Origin of the sequence: Streptomyces sp. NPDC005302, assembly GCF_040607345.1 — a bacterium.
Taxonomy (GTDB): domain Bacteria; phylum Actinomycetota; class Actinomycetes; order Streptomycetales; family Streptomycetaceae; genus Streptomyces.
Genome location: NZ_JBEXGN010000020.1, coordinates 134,249 through 152,656, shown reverse-complemented (window position 1 = coordinate 152,656; position 18,408 = coordinate 134,249). Strand labels below are relative to the sequence as shown.

20 protein-coding genes and 4 tRNA genes are annotated in these 18,408 nt (G+C 70.3%); 7 read left to right on the top strand and 17 right to left on the bottom strand.

Annotated elements, in window-relative coordinates; translation table 11 throughout:
• Positions 1-242 precede the first annotated feature (242 nt).
• The 5 genes from rplA to ABZT74_RS26700 form a co-directional block, all read right to left on the bottom strand.
• The gene (gene rplA / locus ABZT74_RS26720; RefSeq protein ID WP_355987555.1) at positions 243-968 is read right to left on the bottom strand and encodes a 50S ribosomal protein L1; all 726 of its coding nucleotides are present in this window, start codon (positions 966-968) and stop codon (positions 243-245) included.
• A gap of 93 nt (positions 969-1,061) precedes the next feature.
• A complete protein-coding gene (gene rplK / locus ABZT74_RS26715) occupies positions 1,062-1,496 on the bottom strand; it encodes a 50S ribosomal protein L11 (RefSeq protein WP_355882089.1) in 435 nt (144 codons plus the stop codon).
• 193 nt (positions 1,497-1,689) lie between these two features.
• A complete protein-coding gene (nusG, locus tag ABZT74_RS26710; RefSeq protein WP_355882092.1) occupies positions 1,690-2,568 on the bottom strand; it encodes a transcription termination/antitermination protein NusG in 879 nt (292 codons plus the stop codon).
• Positions 2,569-2,645: 77 nt separating this feature from the next.
• A complete protein-coding gene (gene secE, locus ABZT74_RS26705) occupies positions 2,646-2,924 on the bottom strand; it encodes a preprotein translocase subunit SecE (protein WP_081218863.1) in 279 nt (92 codons plus the stop codon).
• A gap of 108 nt (positions 2,925-3,032) precedes the next feature.
• Positions 3,033-3,105: transfer RNA gene (locus tag ABZT74_RS26700), tRNA-Trp, on the bottom strand.
• Positions 3,106-3,352: 247 nt separating this feature from the next.
• Here ABZT74_RS26700 and ABZT74_RS26695 point away from each other — a divergent pair.
• Positions 3,353-4,579 (top strand): pyridoxal phosphate-dependent aminotransferase, encoded by a 1,227-nt coding sequence (locus ABZT74_RS26695; protein ID WP_355882096.1) that lies wholly within the window; start codon positions 3,353-3,355, stop codon positions 4,577-4,579.
• Positions 4,580-4,749: 170 nt separating this feature from the next.
• On the top strand, positions 4,750-5,769 hold the full coding sequence (locus ABZT74_RS26690; RefSeq protein WP_356177537.1) for an adenosine deaminase: 1,020 nt from the start codon (positions 4,750-4,752) through the stop codon (positions 5,767-5,769).
• A gap of 9 nt (positions 5,770-5,778) precedes the next feature.
• On the opposite strand, the gene ABZT74_RS26685 is transcribed toward ABZT74_RS26690, so the two are convergent.
• Complete coding sequence (locus ABZT74_RS26685; RefSeq protein ID WP_356177536.1) at positions 5,779-6,411, bottom strand: TetR/AcrR family transcriptional regulator; 633 nt, start codon at positions 6,409-6,411, stop codon at positions 5,779-5,781.
• Positions 6,412-6,548: 137 nt separating this feature from the next.
• Between ABZT74_RS26685 and ABZT74_RS26680 the strand changes: the two genes are divergently transcribed.
• On the top strand, positions 6,549-7,181 hold the full coding sequence (locus ABZT74_RS26680) for an NAD(P)H-binding protein (protein ID WP_356438719.1): 633 nt from the start codon (positions 6,549-6,551) through the stop codon (positions 7,179-7,181).
• A 36-nt stretch (positions 7,182-7,217) separates the two neighbouring features.
• Here ABZT74_RS26680 and ABZT74_RS26675 read toward each other — a convergent pair whose 3' ends face one another.
• The 8 genes from ABZT74_RS26675 to ABZT74_RS26640 form a co-directional block, all read right to left on the bottom strand.
• Positions 7,218-8,306, bottom strand: coding sequence for a UDP-N-acetylmuramate dehydrogenase (locus ABZT74_RS26675; protein ID WP_356438717.1), 1,089 nt, complete (start codon positions 8,304-8,306; stop codon positions 7,218-7,220).
• 114 nt (positions 8,307-8,420) lie between these two features.
• Entirely contained in the window at positions 8,421-10,052 is a 1,632-nt protein-coding gene (locus tag ABZT74_RS26670; protein WP_356438715.1) for an MFS transporter, read from the bottom strand.
• A gap of 94 nt (positions 10,053-10,146) precedes the next feature.
• Positions 10,147-10,716, bottom strand: a complete 570-nt coding sequence (locus ABZT74_RS26665; RefSeq protein ID WP_356438713.1) for a helix-turn-helix domain-containing protein — start codon at positions 10,714-10,716, stop codon at positions 10,147-10,149.
• Positions 10,717-10,906: 190 nt separating this feature from the next.
• Positions 10,907-11,335 (bottom strand): MaoC family dehydratase, encoded by a 429-nt coding sequence (locus tag ABZT74_RS26660; RefSeq protein ID WP_356177531.1) that lies wholly within the window; start codon positions 11,333-11,335, stop codon positions 10,907-10,909.
• 1 nt (position 11,336) lies between these two features.
• A complete protein-coding gene (locus ABZT74_RS26655) occupies positions 11,337-11,789 on the bottom strand; it encodes a MaoC family dehydratase N-terminal domain-containing protein (protein ID WP_081218857.1) in 453 nt (150 codons plus the stop codon).
• A 168-nt stretch (positions 11,790-11,957) separates the two neighbouring features.
• The gene (gene rpmG / locus ABZT74_RS26650; RefSeq protein WP_004571794.1) at positions 11,958-12,122 is read right to left on the bottom strand and encodes a 50S ribosomal protein L33; all 165 of its coding nucleotides are present in this window, start codon (positions 12,120-12,122) and stop codon (positions 11,958-11,960) included.
• Between the two features lie 87 nt (positions 12,123-12,209).
• A tRNA-Met gene (locus ABZT74_RS26645) sits at positions 12,210-12,282 on the bottom strand.
• Positions 12,283-12,328: 46 nt separating this feature from the next.
• Positions 12,329-12,401, bottom strand: a tRNA-Thr gene (locus tag ABZT74_RS26640).
• A gap of 407 nt (positions 12,402-12,808) precedes the next feature.
• Between ABZT74_RS26640 and ABZT74_RS26635 the strand changes: the two genes are divergently transcribed.
• Positions 12,809-14,056 carry an amidohydrolase family protein gene (locus ABZT74_RS26635; protein WP_356438710.1) on the top strand — a complete coding sequence of 416 codons (1,248 nt, stop codon included), beginning with the start codon at positions 12,809-12,811 and terminating at the stop codon, positions 14,054-14,056.
• A 201-nt stretch (positions 14,057-14,257) separates the two neighbouring features.
• On the opposite strand, the gene ABZT74_RS26630 is transcribed toward ABZT74_RS26635, so the two are convergent.
• Positions 14,258-15,340 carry a hypothetical protein gene (locus ABZT74_RS26630; RefSeq protein ID WP_356438707.1) on the bottom strand — a complete coding sequence of 361 codons (1,083 nt, stop codon included), beginning with the start codon at positions 15,338-15,340 and terminating at the stop codon, positions 14,258-14,260.
• Between the two features lie 206 nt (positions 15,341-15,546).
• Here ABZT74_RS26630 and ABZT74_RS26625 point away from each other — a divergent pair, with 206 nt between their 5' ends.
• Together ABZT74_RS26625 and ABZT74_RS26620 are read left to right on the top strand one after the other, a co-directional pair.
• Positions 15,547-16,203, top strand: a complete 657-nt coding sequence (locus tag ABZT74_RS26625; protein ID WP_355882131.1) for an SDR family oxidoreductase — start codon at positions 15,547-15,549, stop codon at positions 16,201-16,203.
• A gap of 271 nt (positions 16,204-16,474) precedes the next feature.
• The gene (locus ABZT74_RS26620) at positions 16,475-16,687 is read left to right on the top strand and encodes a hypothetical protein (protein WP_081218853.1); all 213 of its coding nucleotides are present in this window, start codon (positions 16,475-16,477) and stop codon (positions 16,685-16,687) included.
• A gap of 95 nt (positions 16,688-16,782) precedes the next feature.
• Here ABZT74_RS26620 and ABZT74_RS26615 read toward each other — a convergent pair whose 3' ends face one another.
• The gene (locus ABZT74_RS26615) at positions 16,783-17,301 is read right to left on the bottom strand and encodes a hypothetical protein (protein WP_356438704.1); all 519 of its coding nucleotides are present in this window, start codon (positions 17,299-17,301) and stop codon (positions 16,783-16,785) included.
• Between the two features lie 200 nt (positions 17,302-17,501).
• Positions 17,502-17,583: transfer RNA gene (locus tag ABZT74_RS26610), tRNA-Tyr, on the bottom strand.
• Between the two features lie 200 nt (positions 17,584-17,783).
• Here ABZT74_RS26610 and ABZT74_RS26605 point away from each other — a divergent pair.
• Positions 17,784-18,272: a YajQ family cyclic di-GMP-binding protein gene (locus ABZT74_RS26605; protein WP_355882138.1), complete on the top strand. Its 489-nt coding sequence runs from the start codon at positions 17,784-17,786 to the stop codon at positions 18,270-18,272.
• Positions 18,273-18,408 lie beyond the last annotated feature (136 nt).

Genomic DNA, 18,408 nt, shown 5'->3' with positions numbered 1-18,408 from the left:
GGCGGTCAGCGCGATCGCGAGGGTCACCCGGCGCACGATGATGCTCTTCATTCGTCCCCACCCCTATGTGATTCCTGTGACCGCACGCTGACGCGGGCCACTGACGCACGTGTCCGGAATCCCCGCCGGGGCGCTCGCCGCGGAAGGGCTCCGGACATGAGGACGGGCCCCGCACCTCGAAAGGTTGCGGGGCCCGTCTCAGATACGCGTGCGCGACGCGGTCACCGGGGTGAGCGGAGGGCTCAGACGGCGGCCGGGTCCTCCTCGACGAGGAGGTTGCGGGTGCGGTTGGGGTCGACGGGGACGCCGGGGCCGATCGTCGAGCTGAACGCGGCCTTCTTGATGTAGCGACCCTTGGCGGCCGACGGCTTCAGACGAAGGATCTCGTCGAGGGCCGCACCGTAGTTCTCCACCAGCTGGGTGTCGTCGAAGGACACCTTGCCGATGATGAAGTGCAGGTTCGAGTGCTTGTCGACGCGGAACTCGATCTTGCCACCCTTGATCTCGGTGACAGCCTTGGCGACGTCGGGGGTCACGGTGCCGGTCTTGGGGTTCGGCATGAGACCACGGGGACCGAGCACGCGGCCGAGACGGCCGACCTTGCCCATGAGGTCCGGGGTGGCGACGACGGCGTCGAAGTCCAGACGGCCCTTCGCGACCTCGTCGATCAGTTCGTCGGAGCCGACGATGTCGGCGCCCGCGGCCTCCGCGGCCGCTGCACGGTCACCGGTCGCGAAGACCAGGACCCGGGCGGTCTTGCCGGTGCCGTGCGGCAGGTTCACGGTGCCACGGACCATCTGGTCGGCCTTGCGCGGGTCGACACCCAGGCGGAAGGCGACCTCGACGGTGCCGTCGTACTTGCTCGTGGAGGTCTCCTTGGCGAGACGGACGGCCTCGAGCGGGGCGTACAGCTTCGCCCGGTCGATCTTGGCGTCCGCAGCGCGGAGAGACTTGCTGCGCTTGCTCACTACTGCTCCTGATGTGTTCTGAGGAGTCGTGGTGTGGGCCGAGCAGGCCCTGCCACGTGCGGCCGGAGCCGCAGATTCCTACGAAGGTGGGTGTCAGCCCTCGACCGTGATGCCCATGGAACGGGCGGTGCCGGCGATGATCTTCGACGCGGCGTCCAGGTCGTTGGCGTTGAGGTCGGGCATCTTGGTCGTGGCGATCTCACGGACCTGCGCCTGGCTGATCTTGGCGACCTTGGTCTTGTGCGGCTCGCCGGAGCCCTTCTCGACACCCGCGGCCTTGAGGATCATCTTGGCGGCCGGCGGAGTCTTGGTGACGAAGGTGAAGGAGCGGTCTTCGTAGACCGTGATCTCCACCGGGATCACCCAGCCACGCTGCGACTCGGTCGCGGCGTTGTAGGCCTTGCAGAACTCCATGATGTTGACGCCGTGCTGACCGAGCGCGGGGCCGACCGGCGGGGCCGGGTTCGCCGCACCGGCGTTGATCTGGAGCTTGATGAGCCCCGTGACCTTCTTCTTCTTGGGAGGCATTCCGGGTCCTCTTTCGTTTTCGCCTTCCTACGTCCGAGTCGCCCCGGACGGCTGCCCCCAGTCGGACCAATGATCCGGATGGAGGCATACCGCACAACGATAACGGGTATCCATGCGCGGCTAAAAACCGAGCAGGTCAGACCGGCTGCGAGAGCCCGTCTGACCTGTTCGGAAGACGTACGTCCAGAAGGTGCTAGTTCTTCTGGATCTGGTCGAAGGAGAGCTCGACCGGAGTCTCGCGGCCGAAGATCTCGACGAGGCCCTTGACCTTCTTCGAGTCGGCGTTGATCTCGTTGATCGTGGCCTGCAGCGTGGCGAACGGGCCGTCGGTGACGGTGACCGAGTCGCCGACCTCGAAGTCCAGCACCTGGACCTCGACCTTGCGCTGCGGCGCGGGCTTGCCCTCGGCCTCGGCCGCCTCGCGGGCCGCCTTCTCCTCGGCCTCCGGAGCGAGCATCTTGACGATCTCGTCCAGGGTCAGCGGGTACGGGTCGTAGGCGTTGCCCACGAAGCCGGTGACGCCGGGAGTGTTGCGAACGACGCCCCAGGACTCGTTCGTCAGGTCCATGCGGACCAGGACGTAGCCCGGGAGCTTGTTCTGCTTGATGGTCTTGCGCTCGCCGTTCTTGATCTGCGCGACTTCTTCCTGCGGCACCTCGGCCTGGAAGATGAAGTCCTCGACGTTCAGCGAGACGGCACGCTGCTCGAGGTTGGTCTTCACGCGGTTCTCGTAACCGGCGTACGTGTGGATGACGTACCACTCGCCGGGGAGCGAGCGCAGTTCGTCGCGCAGGGCGGTCACGGGGTCGACGGGCTCGGCCTCTTCTTCGGCCTCGGCCTCGGCGGCTTCCTCGGACTCGTCCTCGACGAGGGCCTCGGCGGGCACGTCCTCGTCGGCGACGTCCTCACCGGACTCGTCCTCGACGTGCAGGGCCGCGTCCTCGGCGGGGTCGCCGGCGGCGGCATCGGCAGCCTCGAACTCGTCCGTCACGTCCGCTCCCTCGACGATCTCGAGTTCGTCGTCAACGGACTCGACCGACTCGGAGGCGCCGTTCAGGTTCGGGTCAGACACGGTGGCTGCTTCTTCCTGGATACATGGGGGTGGAACGCGCGAAAGGGGCGCCGGTGACGGCGCCCTTCGCTCTCGGCTCAGCCGAAGACGTACTTGGCGGCGTGGTTGAGCCCATAGTCAATCACGGTCACCAGGCCGATCATGATGACGACGAACACGATCACCACGGTGGTGTACGTCGTCAGCTGATTGCGCGTCGGCCAGACGACCTTGCGGAGCTCCGCGACGATCTGGCGGTAGAAGGTGGCAAGGCGCTTCAGCGGGCCCTTCTTGGCACGCTTACCGCCCTTGCGAGGCTTCTTCGACTCAGGCGCCTCGGCATCAGGCATGTCGATGGAGCCCACGGCGTCCGTCACTCGTCCTCACCTGATTCCGGGTCGTGGCCGTGCCGCGCCCGGTTGAGCCGCACGGCGGTGCAATGCAGTACGTACATGCGCACACATCCTGGCGAAAGGTGTGTGAAGCAGGGCCGGAGGGACTTGAACCCCCAACCGCTGGTTTTGGAGACCAGTGCTCTACCAATTGAGCTACGACCCTTTGATTTCCCCCAACGTACCGCATCCGCCCGGGTGCTCGGTGGCACCGGGAGAGTGCGGCCGGTGAAGGCCAACGAGGTGAGAGTGTACGTGCTCCTGAGCCGGGCGTCGAACAGAAAGTGGCCACACGTGCCGCCTCCGCTGAAGATCCACTGGTGAGGCCTGGGGAAGCGGACGGATGTTCTGACGCTGTTCAGTCTGTGAAACCCGCGTGCCGGGGGCGTTTCCGGTCTGAAACGATGGGTGCCATGAGCGCTGCAACCCCTCCCACCGAGCGCCGGGTCTCCGCCCGAGTCGGCTCGATCTCCGAGTCCGCCACTCTCGCCGTGGACGCCAAGGCCAAGGCCCTCAAGGCCGCGGGACGTCCGGTGATCGGCTTCGGCGCCGGTGAGCCCGACTTCCCGACCCCCGACTACATCGTGCAGGCCGCCATCGAGGCCTGCTCGAATCCCAAGTACCACCGCTACACGCCGGCCGGCGGGCTCCCCGAGCTGAAGGCCGCCATCGCCGCGAAGACCCTGCGCGACTCGGGCTACGAGGTGGAGGCCGCCCAGGTCCTCGTCACCAACGGCGGCAAGCAGGCCATCTACGAGGCCTTCGCCGCGATCCTCGACCCGGGCGACGAGGTCATCGTCCCCGCCCCGTACTGGACGACCTACCCGGAGTCCATCCGTCTCGCCGGCGGTGTCCCGGTGGACGTCGTCGCCGACGAGACCACCGGCTACCGCGTCTCGGTCGAGCAGCTGGAGGCAGCCCGCACCGAGAACACCAAGGTGCTGCTCTTCGTCTCGCCGTCCAACCCGACGGGCGCGGTCTACACCCGCGAGCAGGTCGAGGAGATCGGCCGCTGGGCCGCCGAGAAGGGCCTGTGGGTCCTGACCGACGAGATCTACGAGCACCTGGTCTACGGCGACGCGGAGTTCCACTCCCTGCCCGTCGTGGTGCCGGAGCTGCGCGACAAGTGCATCGTCGTGAACGGCGTCGCCAAGACGTACGCGATGACCGGCTGGCGCGTGGGCTGGGTCATCGGCCCGAAGGACGTCATCAAGGCCGCGACCAACCTGCAGTCGCACGCCACGTCCAACGTCTCGAACGTGGCCCAGGTCGCCGCGCTCGCCGCCGTCTCGGGCGACCTGACGGCCGTCGCGAAGATGCGCGAGGCATTCGACCGCCGCCGCAAGACCATCGTCCGCATGCTGAACGAGATCGACGGCGTGCTGTGCCCCGAGCCCGAGGGCGCGTTCTACGCGTACCCCTCGGTGAAGGCACTGCTCGGCAAGGAGATCCGCGGCAAGCGCCCCGCGGACACGGTCGAGCTGGCCGCGCTGATCCTGGAGGAGGCCGAGGTCGCGGTCGTCCCCGGCGAGGCCTTCGGTACGCCGGGCTACCTGCGGCTGTCGTACGCCCTGGGTGACGAGGACCTCGTCGAGGGCGTCAGCCGGATCCAGAAGCTGCTCGCCGAGGCGACGGACTGACGTCACCCGTCCTCGGGCCCCTCGCGGGGCATCCGGTGACATCGAGCTCCACGCGCGCGTGCGGGGGCCGGCCGCTCACACAGTGGCCGGCCCCCGTTTCTTCGTTCGGGCAAGCCCCCGATCAGGGAAAGCGCTACCGGCACGCCATCCGTGTGCGGCAAGATCCTGGGATGGAGCGCGTACGTGATGTAAGTGAACTGCCGAAGGCCCATCTGCACCTGCACTTCACCGGGTCGATGCGGTCCACGACCCTGCTGGAACTGGCCGACAAGTACGGCGTACGACTGCCGGACGCACTGACCAGCGGGGAACCGCCGAAGCTGCGGGCGACCGACGAGCGCGGCTGGTTCCGCTTCCAGCGCCTGTACGACGCCGCCCGGTCGTGCCTGAGAGAGCCCGAGGACATCCAGCGGCTGGTCCGCGAGGCCGCCGAGGAGGACATCAAGGACGGCTCCGGGTGGCTGGAGATCCAGGTCGACCCGACGTCGTACGCACCCCGGCTCGGCGGTCTGATCCCGGCCCTGGAGGTCATCCTCGACGCGGTCGACTCGGCCGTGCGGGACACCGGGCTCGGGATGCGCGTCCTGGTGGCCGCGAACCGGATGAAGCACCCGCTCGACGCCCGGACACTGGCCCGGCTCGCCGTGCGCTACGCGGACCGCGGGATCGTCGGCTTCGGGCTCTCCAACGACGAACGGCGCGGCATGGCGCGGGACTTCGACCGCGCCTTCGCGATCGCGCGGGAGGGCGGGCTGCTGGCGGCGCCGCACGGCGGCGAGCTGACCGGCCCCGCCTCCGTCCGCGACTGCCTGGACGACCTGCACGCCTCCCGGATCGGCCACGGGGTGCGGGCCGCCGAGGACCCCCGTCTGCTGAAGCGTCTCGCCGACCGCGGGGTGACCTGTGAGGTCTGCCCCGCGTCGAACGTCGCGCTCGGCGTCTACGAGAAGGCGGCCGATGTACCCCTGAGGACTCTGTTCGAAGCCGGGGTCCCGATGGCCCTCGGCGCCGACGACCCGCTGCTCTTCGGATCACGGCTCGCCGCCCAGTACGAGATCGCGCGGCGCCACCACGCCTTCACGGACGCGGAACTGGCCGAGCTGGCACGGCAGTCGATCCGCGCCTCGGCGGCGCCGGAGAACGAACGCGCGAAGCTGCTGGCCGGCGTCGACGACTGGCTGACCTCCTAGAGGGGTGCGTCAGGGGCCGACCGGCGCAATCCCGGTGAGCAGGGTGCGGGCGAGCGCCGGGGCGAAGGTGTCGAGCGGCGGGGCCACACCGTCCTGGGTCGCGTCGTAGGCGAACGCGCGCTGCGCGCAGGCGCCGAGGAGGAGCGAGGCGGCGGCATAGGTGTCGACGCCGGGCTGGACCCGCCCGGCCTGCTGCTCCGCGCGCAGATAGGCGGCGACGCCCCGGATCGGCATGTGGGGTCCGGCGCCCATGGCCCGCATCGCCTCGTCGTGACGCCGCTTGAGCTGGGTCTCCGCGTACAAGGAGGCGGCGATCGGGAAGCTCTGCTCGTAGAAGAGGGCCGCCTGGCGGGCGATCGCGGTGAGGTTCTCCTCCAGGGAGTGCCGCTCCGGTTCGGCCGTCAGCCGCTCCAGGAGCGGGCCGAGCCGGGGCAGCCGTTCCTCCAGGACGCGGATGAACAGCTCTTCCTTGCTCGCGAAGTACTTGTAGAGGGCCGCTTCGGAGCAGCCGGCCGCCTTCGCGATCTCCTTGGTGGTGGCACGGGAGAGGCCGAGGGTGAGCATGAGTTCGTGCGCCGCGTCGAGGATGCGGATCCTGGCCGGCTTCGACCGCGCGGGCTCGGCGGCGGATGTCTGCTGCATGGGGCCCAAGGATTCCACGGCGTGTCCTCGCGGGGTTGACGGGTGGGTGAGTACTTACTCACTCTAGAAGGAGCAGGAGTGAGTGAACACTCACCCACCTCCCGCTTCCGTCACGTCCACCCTCTGGGGAGCAGGTCATGAAACTCACCGTTCTCGGTGCCACGGGAGGCATCGGCCAGGAGATCGTCCGCCAGGCCCTGGGCGCGGGCCACCAGGTCACAGCCGTCGTATGGGATCCCGCGCGGCTCGCCGTCACGGGCGCCGGTCTGGAGGTGTTCCGCACCGACCTCACCGACGCGCGGGCACTGCGCCCCGCGGTCGCCGGCCGCGACGCGGTGCTGTCCGGGCTCGGCGCGCGCCGCCGCAAGGACGCCGGGGTCGCCGCCCGGCTCACCCGTACGGTGCTGGGCGCGATGGAGGCGGAGCAGACGCGACGCCTGCTGGTGGTCAGCGCGAGCCCGGTCGGCCCGGCCGGCACGGAGGACGGGCTCGTCGACCGCGCGATGCGGGGCATGATCTCGTCGCTTCTGAAGGACGTGTACGCCGACCTCCGGGAGATGGAGGCCGCGCTGGCCGCGAGCGCCACGGACTGGACGGCCGTCCGCCCGCCCCGCCTCCAGGACAAGCCGGTGACCGGCTCCTATCGCACAGTTGTCGGCGGATTCCCTGCCCGGGGCCGTTTCATCGGACGCGCCGACGTCGCCCACGCGATGCTGGCGATGACCCACGACCCGGCGACGGTGAAGCAGGGCGTGGGCGTCGCCTACTAGGCGCCCCGTGGGGCCGCCTCCCGGAGACCTCCGGCGTCAGAGGCTGACGCCGACCGTGACCGGCTCGTTGACCAGGGTGATGCCGAAGGCGTCGTGGACTCCGGCGACGACCTCGCGGGCCAGCGCGAGAAGGTCCTCGGTGCTGGCCTCGCCCCGGTTGGTGAGGGCCAGCGTGTGCTTGGTCGAGATGCGGGCGGGGCCCGTTCCATAGCCCTTGGTGAAGCCGGACTTGTCGATCAGCCAGGCCGCCGAGGTCTTGGTGTGGCCCTCGCCCGCGGGAAACGCGGGCGGTACGGCGTCGGCGCCGAGGCGCTCCTTCACGCGCGCGTGGAACGCGGCGAACGCCTCGTCGGTGAGGATCGGGTTGGTGAAGAACGACCCTGCGGACCAGGTGTCGTGGTCCTCGGGGTCGAGCACCATGCCCTTGCCGGCGCGCAGCTCGAGGACGGTCTCGCGGGCGTCGGCGAGGGGGACGCGGTCACCCGGTTCGACACCGAGTGTGCGGGCGGTCTCGGCGTACTTGACCGGCGCCGAGAGGCCGTTCGCGTCCTCCAGCTCGAAGCGGACGCGCAGGACGACATGGCGGTCGGGGTCGGCCTTGAAGCGGCTGTGGCGGTAGGAGAAGGCGCACTCGGCGTTGGTCAGCGTGACCGTCTCGCCCGTCCTGCGGTCGTAGGCGATTACTTCACTGATCGTCGACGACACTTCCTGGCCGTACGCGCCCACGTTCTGGATCGGGGTCGCGCCCGCGGAGCCGGGGATGCCGGCGAGGCACTCGATCCCGGCGAGCCCGGCCTCGACGGTGCGGGCGACCGCGTCGGTCCACACCTCGCCCGCGGCCAGCTCCAGCGTCGTACCGTCGAGCGAGAAGCCCTCCGTGGCGATGCGCAGGGCGGTGCCCGCGAAGCCCTTGTCGCCGATGACCAGGTTCGATCCACCGCCGACCAGCAGCAGCGGCGTACCGGCGGCGTCGGCCTCGCGTACGGCGGCGACCACCTCGGCGTCGGTCGTGGCGGTGATCAGCCGGGCGGCCGGGCCGCCGAGCCGGAAGGTGGTCAGCGGGGCGAGCGGGGCATCGTGGAGTTCCAGCACGGGCCCAAGACTACGAGAAGGGGCGGGAGCCACCGGCCACCGGTGCGCGCCGGACCGCCCGCCGGATCCTCGGCGCCCCGGAACGGCGAACGGCCCCGCCTGGTCGGGCGGGGCCGTTTCGCCGTGCGAACGCGCATGTCCGGGGCGTCAGCGGGAGGCGGTCTCCAGGGAGCCGGTCTCCTCCTGGGCGGCACCGGTCCGAGCCGTCCCGGCCCGGTCCGCTTCGGGGGCGAGCGTCGGCGTTCCGTCCGCCTCGGCGCGCTCGGGGCGCCCGGCGCTCGGGATGGCCAGGGCGGCGAGGCCCGCGAGACCCACCACCACGGCGCCGACCACCAGGGCCGGGCGCAGTCCGTCGATGAAGCTCTGCGCCGTCGCGTAGCCGCCCTGCGCCGAGAAGATCGAGGACATGACCGCGATGCCGAGGGCGCCGCCCACCTCGCGCAGCGCGTTGTTGGCTCCTGAGGCGATGCCCTGCTCCTGCGGCCGGACGCTGGACATGACCAGGTTGGACGCGGGGGCGAAGTAGAGGGACATCCCGATGCCGCTGATGATCAGCGCGGGCAGCTGCGCGGAGTACGAGGCGTCGGCGGCGACCACGGAGGCGTAGTACGCGAGCCCCGCGGCCTGGAGGAAGAGCCCGGTCGCCACGACGGGACGTCCGCCGACGCGGTCGGAGAGGTAGCCGGCGATGGGCGCGACGAGCATCGGCATCCCGGTCCAGGGGAGCATCCGCAGCCCCGCCTCGGTCGGCGAGTAGCCGAGCACGCCCTGCATGTACTGGCTGAGCAGGAAGATCGAGCCGAACATCCCGAGGAACATCAGCAGGCTGGCCGCGTTGATCCCGGCGAAGGCACGGGACCGGAAGAGCCGCATCGGGAGCATCGCGTTCCTGGCGCGGCTGCCGTGCAGGACGAACCCGGCGAGCAGCGCGGCCCCCGCGAAGAGGGCGGTGAGCACGTACGGGCTGGTCCATCCGTCGGCAGGCCCGCGGACCAGACCGTAGACGATCCCGAACAGTCCGCCGCTGGCGAGCAGGGTGCCGGGGAAGTCGAGCGGGTTGCCGTTGCCGAACGACTCCGACAGCCGCAGCCGGGCGAGCGGGAGGACGGCGAGTCCGAGCGGGACGTTCAGCCAGAAGATCCAGTGCCAGGAGACGTGTTCGGTGAGGCTGCCGCCGATGAGGGGTCCGGAGGCGACCGCGAGTCCGTTCACCGCGCCCCAGATTCCGTAGGCCATGCCGCGCCGGGCGGCCGGGACCGCGGCGGTCAGCAGGGTCAGGGTCAGCGGCATCATGATCGCGGCGCCGACGCCCTGGACGGCCCGGGCGGCGATCAGCGAGTCGATGCCGGGGGCCATGGCCGCGGCGGCGGAGGCGCCGGTGAAGATGGTCAGGCCGACGAGGAAGAGCCGCCGGCGGCCGAACCGGTCGCCGAGGGCGGCGCCGAACATCAGCAGGACGGCGAAGGTGAGCGTGTAGGCGCTCACGGTCCATTCCAGGTCGTCCAGCGCTCCCCCGAGGTCCTTGCGGATCGACGGCAGGGCGGTGGTGACGACGAGGTTGTCGAGGGCCGCCATGAATCCGGCGACGCTGGTGATGACGAGGGCCCAGCCGGCGCCCCCGCGCCGCTTGTCCGGCGCGGCGGCCGACTTCGCGGGGGCCTTCGCGGTCGACGCCCCGGCCGGGTCGCCCGGCCCGTTCCGCTCTGCCGTTCCGCTCTGCTCGCCCGGCCCGCGCTGCTCGCCCGGTCCGTTCTCTGTCGGTTCCGTCCGCTGTGCCATCGCTCCCCCAGAGGATGATGTGGATCATTGGTTAGTTATTGATGACTAACTTCTGCGGACAGAGAAAGGCGCAGAACTCCGCCTTTCCGCCGCCCTACTTCTCCAGCCGACCCGTGACCCGCGCCGACGGATACAGCCCTTCCCACACCCGGTGCTCGGGTGGGAACCCCATCGCCACCAGGCAGTTGATGAGCATGCCGTACGCCATGAAGGTCGCCGTGTCGTCGACCTGCGCACCCAGCGGCACATGCACCGTGTCCCAGAGCCGCATCCAGCCGGCCCGCACCGCTTCGCCGAGCTCGCGGTCGCCGGCCTCCTCGGCCGCGGCCACAGCGACGTACATCTGCATCTGCATGAGCAGCCGTTCCGGATGCTCCGCGATGACCTTCACATAGGCGTTCGCCATGGAGTGCAGGGCTTCCTCGCCCTCCAGGCCCTCGGATGCCTCCTCCATGGTGTGCCGCGCCAGCTCCATGCAGCGCTCGGCGGCCGCCAGGAAGATCGCCTTCTTCCCCGGGAAGAGCCGGAAGAGATACGGCTGCGAGACACCCACGCGCTTGGCGATCGCCTCGGTGGACGTGCCGTAGTAGCCGCCCCGGGCGAACTCGCTCATCGCCGCGCGGATGACGCTCTCGCGCCTCTCCTCTGCGCTCATCCTGACCATGCGGCTAAGTTAGTACTCAATCACTAACTAGGTCAAGGGGAGGGTCGTCGACGTTCTGGGAAGTGCCGGCGGCCGGGAGAGAAGTAAGGGGCGTCCGCAATGGCGGGACGCCCCTTACTCGCAAACTCGAACCTCGAAGCGGCCGCCCGGACCCGGCGACGTTCGCCGCGGGTCTCGAAGCGTCCGCCGGTCAGGCCAGCCGTACGACCGCGCGCGACATGCCGAGGACCTTCAGCCCGTCGCTCGTCGCCGTGAGGTCGACGCGCACCGTGTTGTCGTCGAGCTTGGCGCCGATCTTGGCGCTCACCTCGATGGTGGCGCCCTTGTCGTCGTTCGGGACGACGACGGGCTTGGTGAAGCGCACGCCGTACTCGATGACCGCGCCCGGGTCGCCGACCCAGTCGGTGACGACGCGGACCGCCTCGGCCATGGTGAACATGCCGTGCGCGATGACGTCGGGGAGACCCACCTCGACGGCGAACTTCTCGTTCCAGTGGATCGGGTTGAAGTCGCCGGAGGCGCCCGCGTACTGGACGAGCGTGGCACGGGTCACGGAGAAGCTCCGGCCGGGCAGCTCGCTGCCGACCTCGACGTCCGCGTAAGAGATCTTCGCCGCCATGTCAGCCCACCTCCGCCGCGCGCGCCACAAGCTTCGTGACGGCTGTCACGACGTGCTCGCCCGCCTCGTCGTGGACCTCGCCACGGATGTCCAGGATGTCGTTGCCCGCGAGGGACTTGATCGACTCGATGGTCGAGGTGACCGTGAGCCGGTCGCCCGCGCGCACCGGCCGGGTGTACGCGAACTTCTGGTCACCGTGCACCACGCGGCTGTAGTCGAGGCCCAGTTGCGGGTCCTGGACGACCTGGCCGGCGGCCTTGAACGTGATGGCGAACACAAAGGTCGGCGGGGCGATCACGTCAGGGTGTCCGAGCGCTCGCGCGGCCTCGGGGTCCGTGTACGCGGGGTTACCGTCCCCGACGGCCTCCGCGAACTCGCGGATCTTCTCCCGGCCGACCTCGTAGGGGTCGGTGGGCGGGTAGGACCGCCCCACGAAGGACTGGTCGAGCGCCATGGGCTCGGCACCTCCTGGTTGTCTTCGCTCTTGGACGCCGGGTCCACCGCGGACCCGGAAAGGCCGGGCCGCCGCGGACTCCGGTGCCCCGGATCCGTGCCGGACACGGTTGCACAACGACGCGAGGCCGCCCCCCGCGAAGGGGACGGCCTCGTGTACGAGCCTGAATTATCGCGTTTCGCGGTGCGCGGTGTGCGCATTGCAACGCGGGCAGTGCTTCTTCATCTCCAGTCGGTCCGGGTCGTTACGCCGGTTCTTCTTGGTGATGTAGTTCCGCTCCTTGCACTCCACGCAGGCCAGCGTGATCTTCGGGCGGACGTCGGTGGCAGCCACAGGAGTGCTCCTTGACGAACGGATGGGACATTAATGCATACGAGAGTAGCCGATCGAAGGACCGACCCCGCAATCGGCTACTGTCAGTAGCGGTGACCGGACTTGAACCGGTGACACAGCGATTATGAGCCGCTTGCTCTACCGACTGAGCTACACCGCTTTGATGAGATCGGCTCCCGTCTCGCGACGGGAACCTCTCACACCAGAGCCCCAATACGGAATCGAACCGTAGACCTTCTCCTTACCATGGAGACGCTCTACCGACTGAGCTATTGGGGCGAGCGATGAAGACATTACACGGTCGCCCGCCGATCGCCCAAATCCGTTTCGCGGCACCCGTCCCGGCCTGTTCTCCGCTGTTCGCCGGGCCGTTCCCGGGACCTCTCACGCGCCCCGGGCGGCCCCCACATCACACGCGGTGACGAGGACTTCCCGGGCCGTCCCGGTACGGCCGGAGTCCCGCCGATCGCGCCGCGCGCCCGGTGCCGACCGGGCTCCCCCGCAGGTCCGGTCGGGTGCGGTCCGCCCTGGTCAACCACCCGCCGACGGACCACACCGGTACGACTATTGCGCTCCTCCCCGAGGTTGACGGGTCGCCGCCCTAGGCTCGACTCACGCTGCGTGATCTTGTGTCCCCTCGCTCCGCAGCCGTCCCTCCCGCAGCCGCCCTCGAGCCCAGGAGCGCGATGCCCGACCGACAGCAGCAGCCGCCCCACTCCTCGTCGGGACAGACCGACACGGCAGCGCTGCTGCTGTGCGGAGCGCGCCTCACCGACGGCCGGGCCGTGGACGTACGGCTGGGCGGCGGGCGGATCGAGGCGGTCGGGACCGCCGGAAGCCTGACGGGCGCCTCCGGGACCCTCGCCGCCAAGGTGGACCTGGACGGCTATCTCCTGCTGCCGGCGCCCGCGGAGGCCCACGCGCACAGCGACACCGCGCTGTCGGCCGACGGTGACGGCCCTCTCGCCTACGACGACCAGGAGATCCAGCGCCGGGCCACCGAGGCCGCTCTGCTGCAACTCGGCCACGGCGCCACGGCGTTGCGCTCCCACGTGCGCGTCGGCGACGTACAGGGGCTGGACGCCCTGGCGGCCGTGCTCCAGGTGCGGCGGTCGCTGCGCGGGCTCGCGGAGCTGACGACGGTGGCGATGCCGCGGGTGCTGACCGGAGCGGCCGGGGCCGACGGGCTCGCGATGCTGCGGGACGCCCTGAAGATGGGTGCTTCCGCGGTGGGCGGGTGCCCGGACGCCGACCCCGATCCGACCGGATACGTGGAGGCCGTCCTGGAGATCGCCTCCGAACACGGCTGCCCGGTCGACCTGCACACGGACGCCGCCGATCCCGCACGGCTCGCCCGGCTCACGGCCATGGCGGGCGGACTGCGGCCGGGCGTGACGCTCGGACCGTGCGGCGGGCTCGGCGGACTGCCGACCGAGGTGGCGTCCCGCGCCGCGGACCAACTCGCCGCGGCGGGCGTGACGGTGGTGTGTCTGCCGCAGGGCGGCTGCGGTTCGGCCGACCTCCGCGCCACCGCTCCCGTACGGCTGCTGCGGTCGGCCGGGGTGCGCGTGGCGGCCGGCAGCGGCGCCCTGCGGGACGTCTCCAACCCGGTGGGCCGCGGAGACCCCCTGGAAGCCGCCTACTTGCTGGCCTCCCGCCACGGCCTGCGCCCCGAGGACGCCTACGAGGCGGTGAGTTGCGCCGCCCGGACCGCTCTCGGGCTGCCGGAGGTACGCGTGGAGGCGGGATTCCCGGCCGAGTTGCTGGCCGTGCGCGGCGACCGGCTCGACGGGGTGCTGTCCCTCGCGTACAGCCGGATCGTGGTGCACCGGGGGCGCGTGGTGGCGCGGACCAGCGCGGTGCGCGAGTACTGCAAGTCGGCGGCGGCGTCCGGACTCGACCTGCCGCGACAGGGGCGCGGCGGGCTTTCGTAGGACGCGATCCGGCCCTCTCTGACCGCGGCGCGCCCCGCCCCGGCGCGGGCCGACCCCCGGAGGCTTTCCGGAGGCCGGTGCGCTGGAAGGCGGCGTGCTGGAGGCCGGTGCCGCTGGAGGGCGGGTGCGCTGGAGGCGGGTGCGCTGCGGGTGGGTGCGCTCCAGTTGGGTGCGCTGGAGGCGGGTGCGGGCGCGGGACTTCTAGAGTTCGCCGCCGCCGAGCATGCCGCCGCCCAGCGCTCCGGGACCGGCGCCGGGGAACTTGTCGGCGGGGAGTTCCGTGGCTCCCTTCGGTGCGCTGACGTCGCCGGCCTCGGCGAGCTTCAGGACGAGGGGGAGCTTGCTGCCCTTGGGAGCGTCGGCGAGAGCGGCGAGGTCGATCCTGATCTGCCGGAGGTCGCCGTTCTTCAGGGTGAAGTCGACGGAGACCTTCTTGTCCGGGGCGCCCTTCAGGTCCTTGGCCGTGGGGAGCTCCATGCCGGCCGGCAGGTTGTCCTGGAGCGGCCGGAGCTTGGCGATGACGCCGGTGACCAGGGCGCGGAAGTTGCCCGTGGCGACGACGTGCTCGACCCCGTCGGCACCGTCCTTGGTACGGAAGGTGACCTTGCGGCCGATGACCGTGGCCACCGCGTCCAGGATCTTCTTCTGCGTCTTGGCGTCGATGTCACCGGCGCCGCCCGCCCTCTTGGAGCCGCCCGCGGGGTTCTGCGCGTCCTCCAGGGCCTTGGTGTCGATCTTCACCCAGTCGCCCTGGAGGACCTTCTTCATCTCCTTCTCGCTCGGAGGGAGATCGTCGGCGGACGGCATGGGGAAGCCCATCGTCCTGCCCAGAGCCTTCATGTCGGCGCGGTAGTACGTGAAGTCACCGACGACGCGGAACTCGGCCAGGACACCGTCCGCCCCCGAGACCTTCAGGCTCGTACCGAGCAGGTCCTTCTCCCCCGAATCCGCCAGCGGCTTCTTCGACTTGACCGAGACATCGACGTGCAGCGCGCTCAGGGCCTTCGCGGCCTCCGGCGGAAGGGCCTCGTCCGGGTCGGCGTCGCCGCCGAGCGCGCTGATCGTGTCGGCGTCGGCGTCCAGGTCCAACCGGAAGGAGAGGGACTTCTGTTCGCCGAGCCGGTCGACGGCGCGGTCCACCTTCTGGCCGGCGGTGAGGTTCTCGACCGTGCCGCAGGCGGCCGCCGTGGTGAGGAGGGCAACGGTGCAGCCGGCCGCGGTCACGGTCTTGCGTATGGCGGTGATGGTGGTCTCCTCTGTGACGCCGGGCGGCCCGCCCGTCATCCTTCGTTCGCGTGTTCCGTCGTTCTCGACGTGATCACGGTGAATCCTCCGCACAGGTCGGTCAGCCCGTCCGGGCCCACCGGCACACCCGGTACGTCCGGCGCACCTGGCGCGCCCCGTGCGTCCACAGTGATCACTCATGTGACGCATGAGTTGTCCACAGGGTTGTGCGGCGAACGTCTCCCTCCCGGCGTACGGTCGGAGACATGCGCATTGTCATCGCTGGAGGTCATGGTCAGATCGCGTTGCGGCTGGAGCGGCTGCTCTCCGCGCGCGGCGACGAGGTCGTGGGGCTCATCCGCCACGCCGAGCAGAGTGACGATCTGCGGGCGACCGGCGCCGAGCCGGCCCTGTGCGACCTGGAGTCGGCGTCGGTGGACGACGTCGCGGCACACCTGCGCGGGGCGGACGCGGCCGTCTTCGCGGCGGGCGCGGGCCCGGGAAGCGGGGTGGACCGCAAGGAGACGGTGGACAAGGGCGCGGCGATCCTGTTCGCGGACGCCGCGGAGAAGGCGGGTGTGCGGCGGCACGTGGTCGTGTCCTCGATGGGCGCGGACGCGAACCACCCGGGTGACGAGATCTTCGACGCGTATCTCCGGGCCAAGGGCGAAGCCGACGCGTACATCCGTGGCCTCAAGGGCCTGGACTGGACGATCCTGCGCCCCGGCAGCCTGATCGACGACGCCGGCACCGGCCTCGTACGGCTGGAGGCGTCCACCGGGCGGGGCATGATCCCCCGCGACGACGTCGCCGCGATCCTCGCGGAGCTGGTGGACACCTCGGCGACGGCGGGTCTGACGCTGGAGGCGGTCAGCGGCTCGACACCGATCTCCGTGGCGGTGAAGTCGGTGGCCGGGAACTAGCCCGGGGCACCGATCGCCGCAGGGCTGAAGCGGGTGGCCGGGAACCGGTCCGGGGACACCGGCTCTCCGTGGCGGTGACGCCGGTAGCCGGGAACCGGCCCGAGACACCCGTCTCTGTGACGGTGCAGTCGGTCGCCGGGAACCAGGGCGGGCCGGGATCCCCGCTTAGGACGCGTCTTCGGCCCGCACACGACGAGCGGTACGGTCCACGCCATCCCATACCGTCCATGCCGTCCGACACGACCCGGTGGCCACGGGGCACACTGATGGCATGTCATCGCGTCGCAGACACTGCCCCGAGTGCCGCCGGGAGATCGCCGTCGTCGCGGGCCGGTTCGCTCGACACGATCCGCCCGGCGGGCGGGAGAGCGGCGAACTGGTCTCGTGCCCCGGTTCACGCCGACAGGCCCAACTCGGCGCGGCCCAGCCCACCCTGGACGGATACGCGGTCCCGGACTTCCCGGGCCAACTGCCGCTGTTCTGAGGTCTGCGAGGGCTCCGCGGACCGCCGACCGACCGGCAGTGGGCTCAGGGACCGGGCGCGGGTGTCCCAGGGACGCGCAAGGACGACCGGCCGTGTCAGCCGAGCGTCTGGACCAGTTCGCCGGTCCGCGCAACCTCGTTGGTGATGTCCTCCCGAGAGTGCCAACCGATGCGCACCGCGTACGACTTCGAGTCGTCCGGCACGTCCCGCACGATGACCGGGAATGTGCACGCCGCCGCCTCGTCGTAGGCACCCGCGCCGAGTGTGCCGGTCGCGACGACCAGGCCCTCGGAGTCGTAGACCGTGACGAGCGCGCCCTTGTCGACGTCACTCAACGGGCCACTGCCGCTGCATCCCCCGGTCAGGCCGGGGTCGGACGCGATACGCACCCGTCCGACCAAGGTGAACGTCCCCGCTCCCCCGCCACCGGCCCCGGACAGTCCCCACGCCAGCGCGACGGCACCCGACCCGACGACGATCCCGAGCACGGCCGCCAGCACCAAGGCGCCCCGGAAACCGGGGAACCCACGCTTCCGCAGGGGCTCGGACCCGTCCGACACGGCGGGCGACGAAGCCACTCCCACACCGGACTCGGCGAGCGTCTCATCAGACATGACCGAAGCATGACAGCGCCCCGCTCCGCTGTCCGTCGCCGCTCGTCACAGTCCCGGCACAGCGCCAGGAAGGCAGCGATCAGCCCTGTCCGGGGAACGGAACGAACATGGACGAACCGACTCGGGCTCGCCCTCACCCCAACACGAAGAAACCCCCTCCGATCTACGTTTCCGCAGATCGGAGGGGGTTTACCTTCATGTGGCGGCGCGTGGATTCGAACCACGGAAGGCTAAGCCGGCAGATTTACAGTCTGCTCCCTTTGGCCGCTCGGGCACACCGCCAGGTTTGCTGCCTGAACCCCGCTTTTGGGCGGTGCTCCGTGGCAACGACGTAAACGATACCCGATGCCCGGGGGTGCTTCGCCACCCGATTGATCGAGCCTTGGAGGGAGGGGGGTGGCTAGGCTTATGCGGATGCGGCCGGGGCCTACGCCGGGCTCGACGGCCGCCCCCACGCACCCCGATACAAGGAGCCACAGGACATGGCCGACTCCAGTTTCGACATCGTCTCGAAGGTCGAGCGGCAGGAGGTCGACAACGCCCTCAACCAGACTGCCAAGGAGATCTCGCAGCGCTACGACTTCAAGAACGTCGGCGCCTCCATCTCCTGGTCCGGCGAGAAGATCCTCATGGAGGCGAACGCCGAGGAGCGCGTGAAGGCGATCCTCGACGTGTTCGAGACCAAGCTGATCAAGCGCGGCATCTCGCTGAAGTCGCTGGACGCCGGTGAGCCGCAGCTCTCCGGCAAGGAGTACAAGATCTTCGCGTCCATCGAGGAGGGCATCTCCCAGGACAACGCGAAGAAGGTCGCGAAGATCATTCGTGACGAAGGCCCCAAGGGCGTGAAGGCCCAGGTGCAGGGCGAGGAGCTGCGTGTCAGCTCGAAGAGCCGTGACGACCTGCAGGCCGTCCAGGCCCTCCTCAAGGGCAAGGACTTCGACTTCGCCCTGCAGTACGTGAACTACCGGTAGGACGGACGGAACGCCCGGGACGAACCGGGGCGCGCCCGGGATCCAGCGGGCGCGTCAGGCGTCGCGACCGGCACGCGAGAAGGGGGGGGGGCCCCCGGGGGGGCGCCCCCCGGGGCGGGCGGCCCCCCCCACGCCC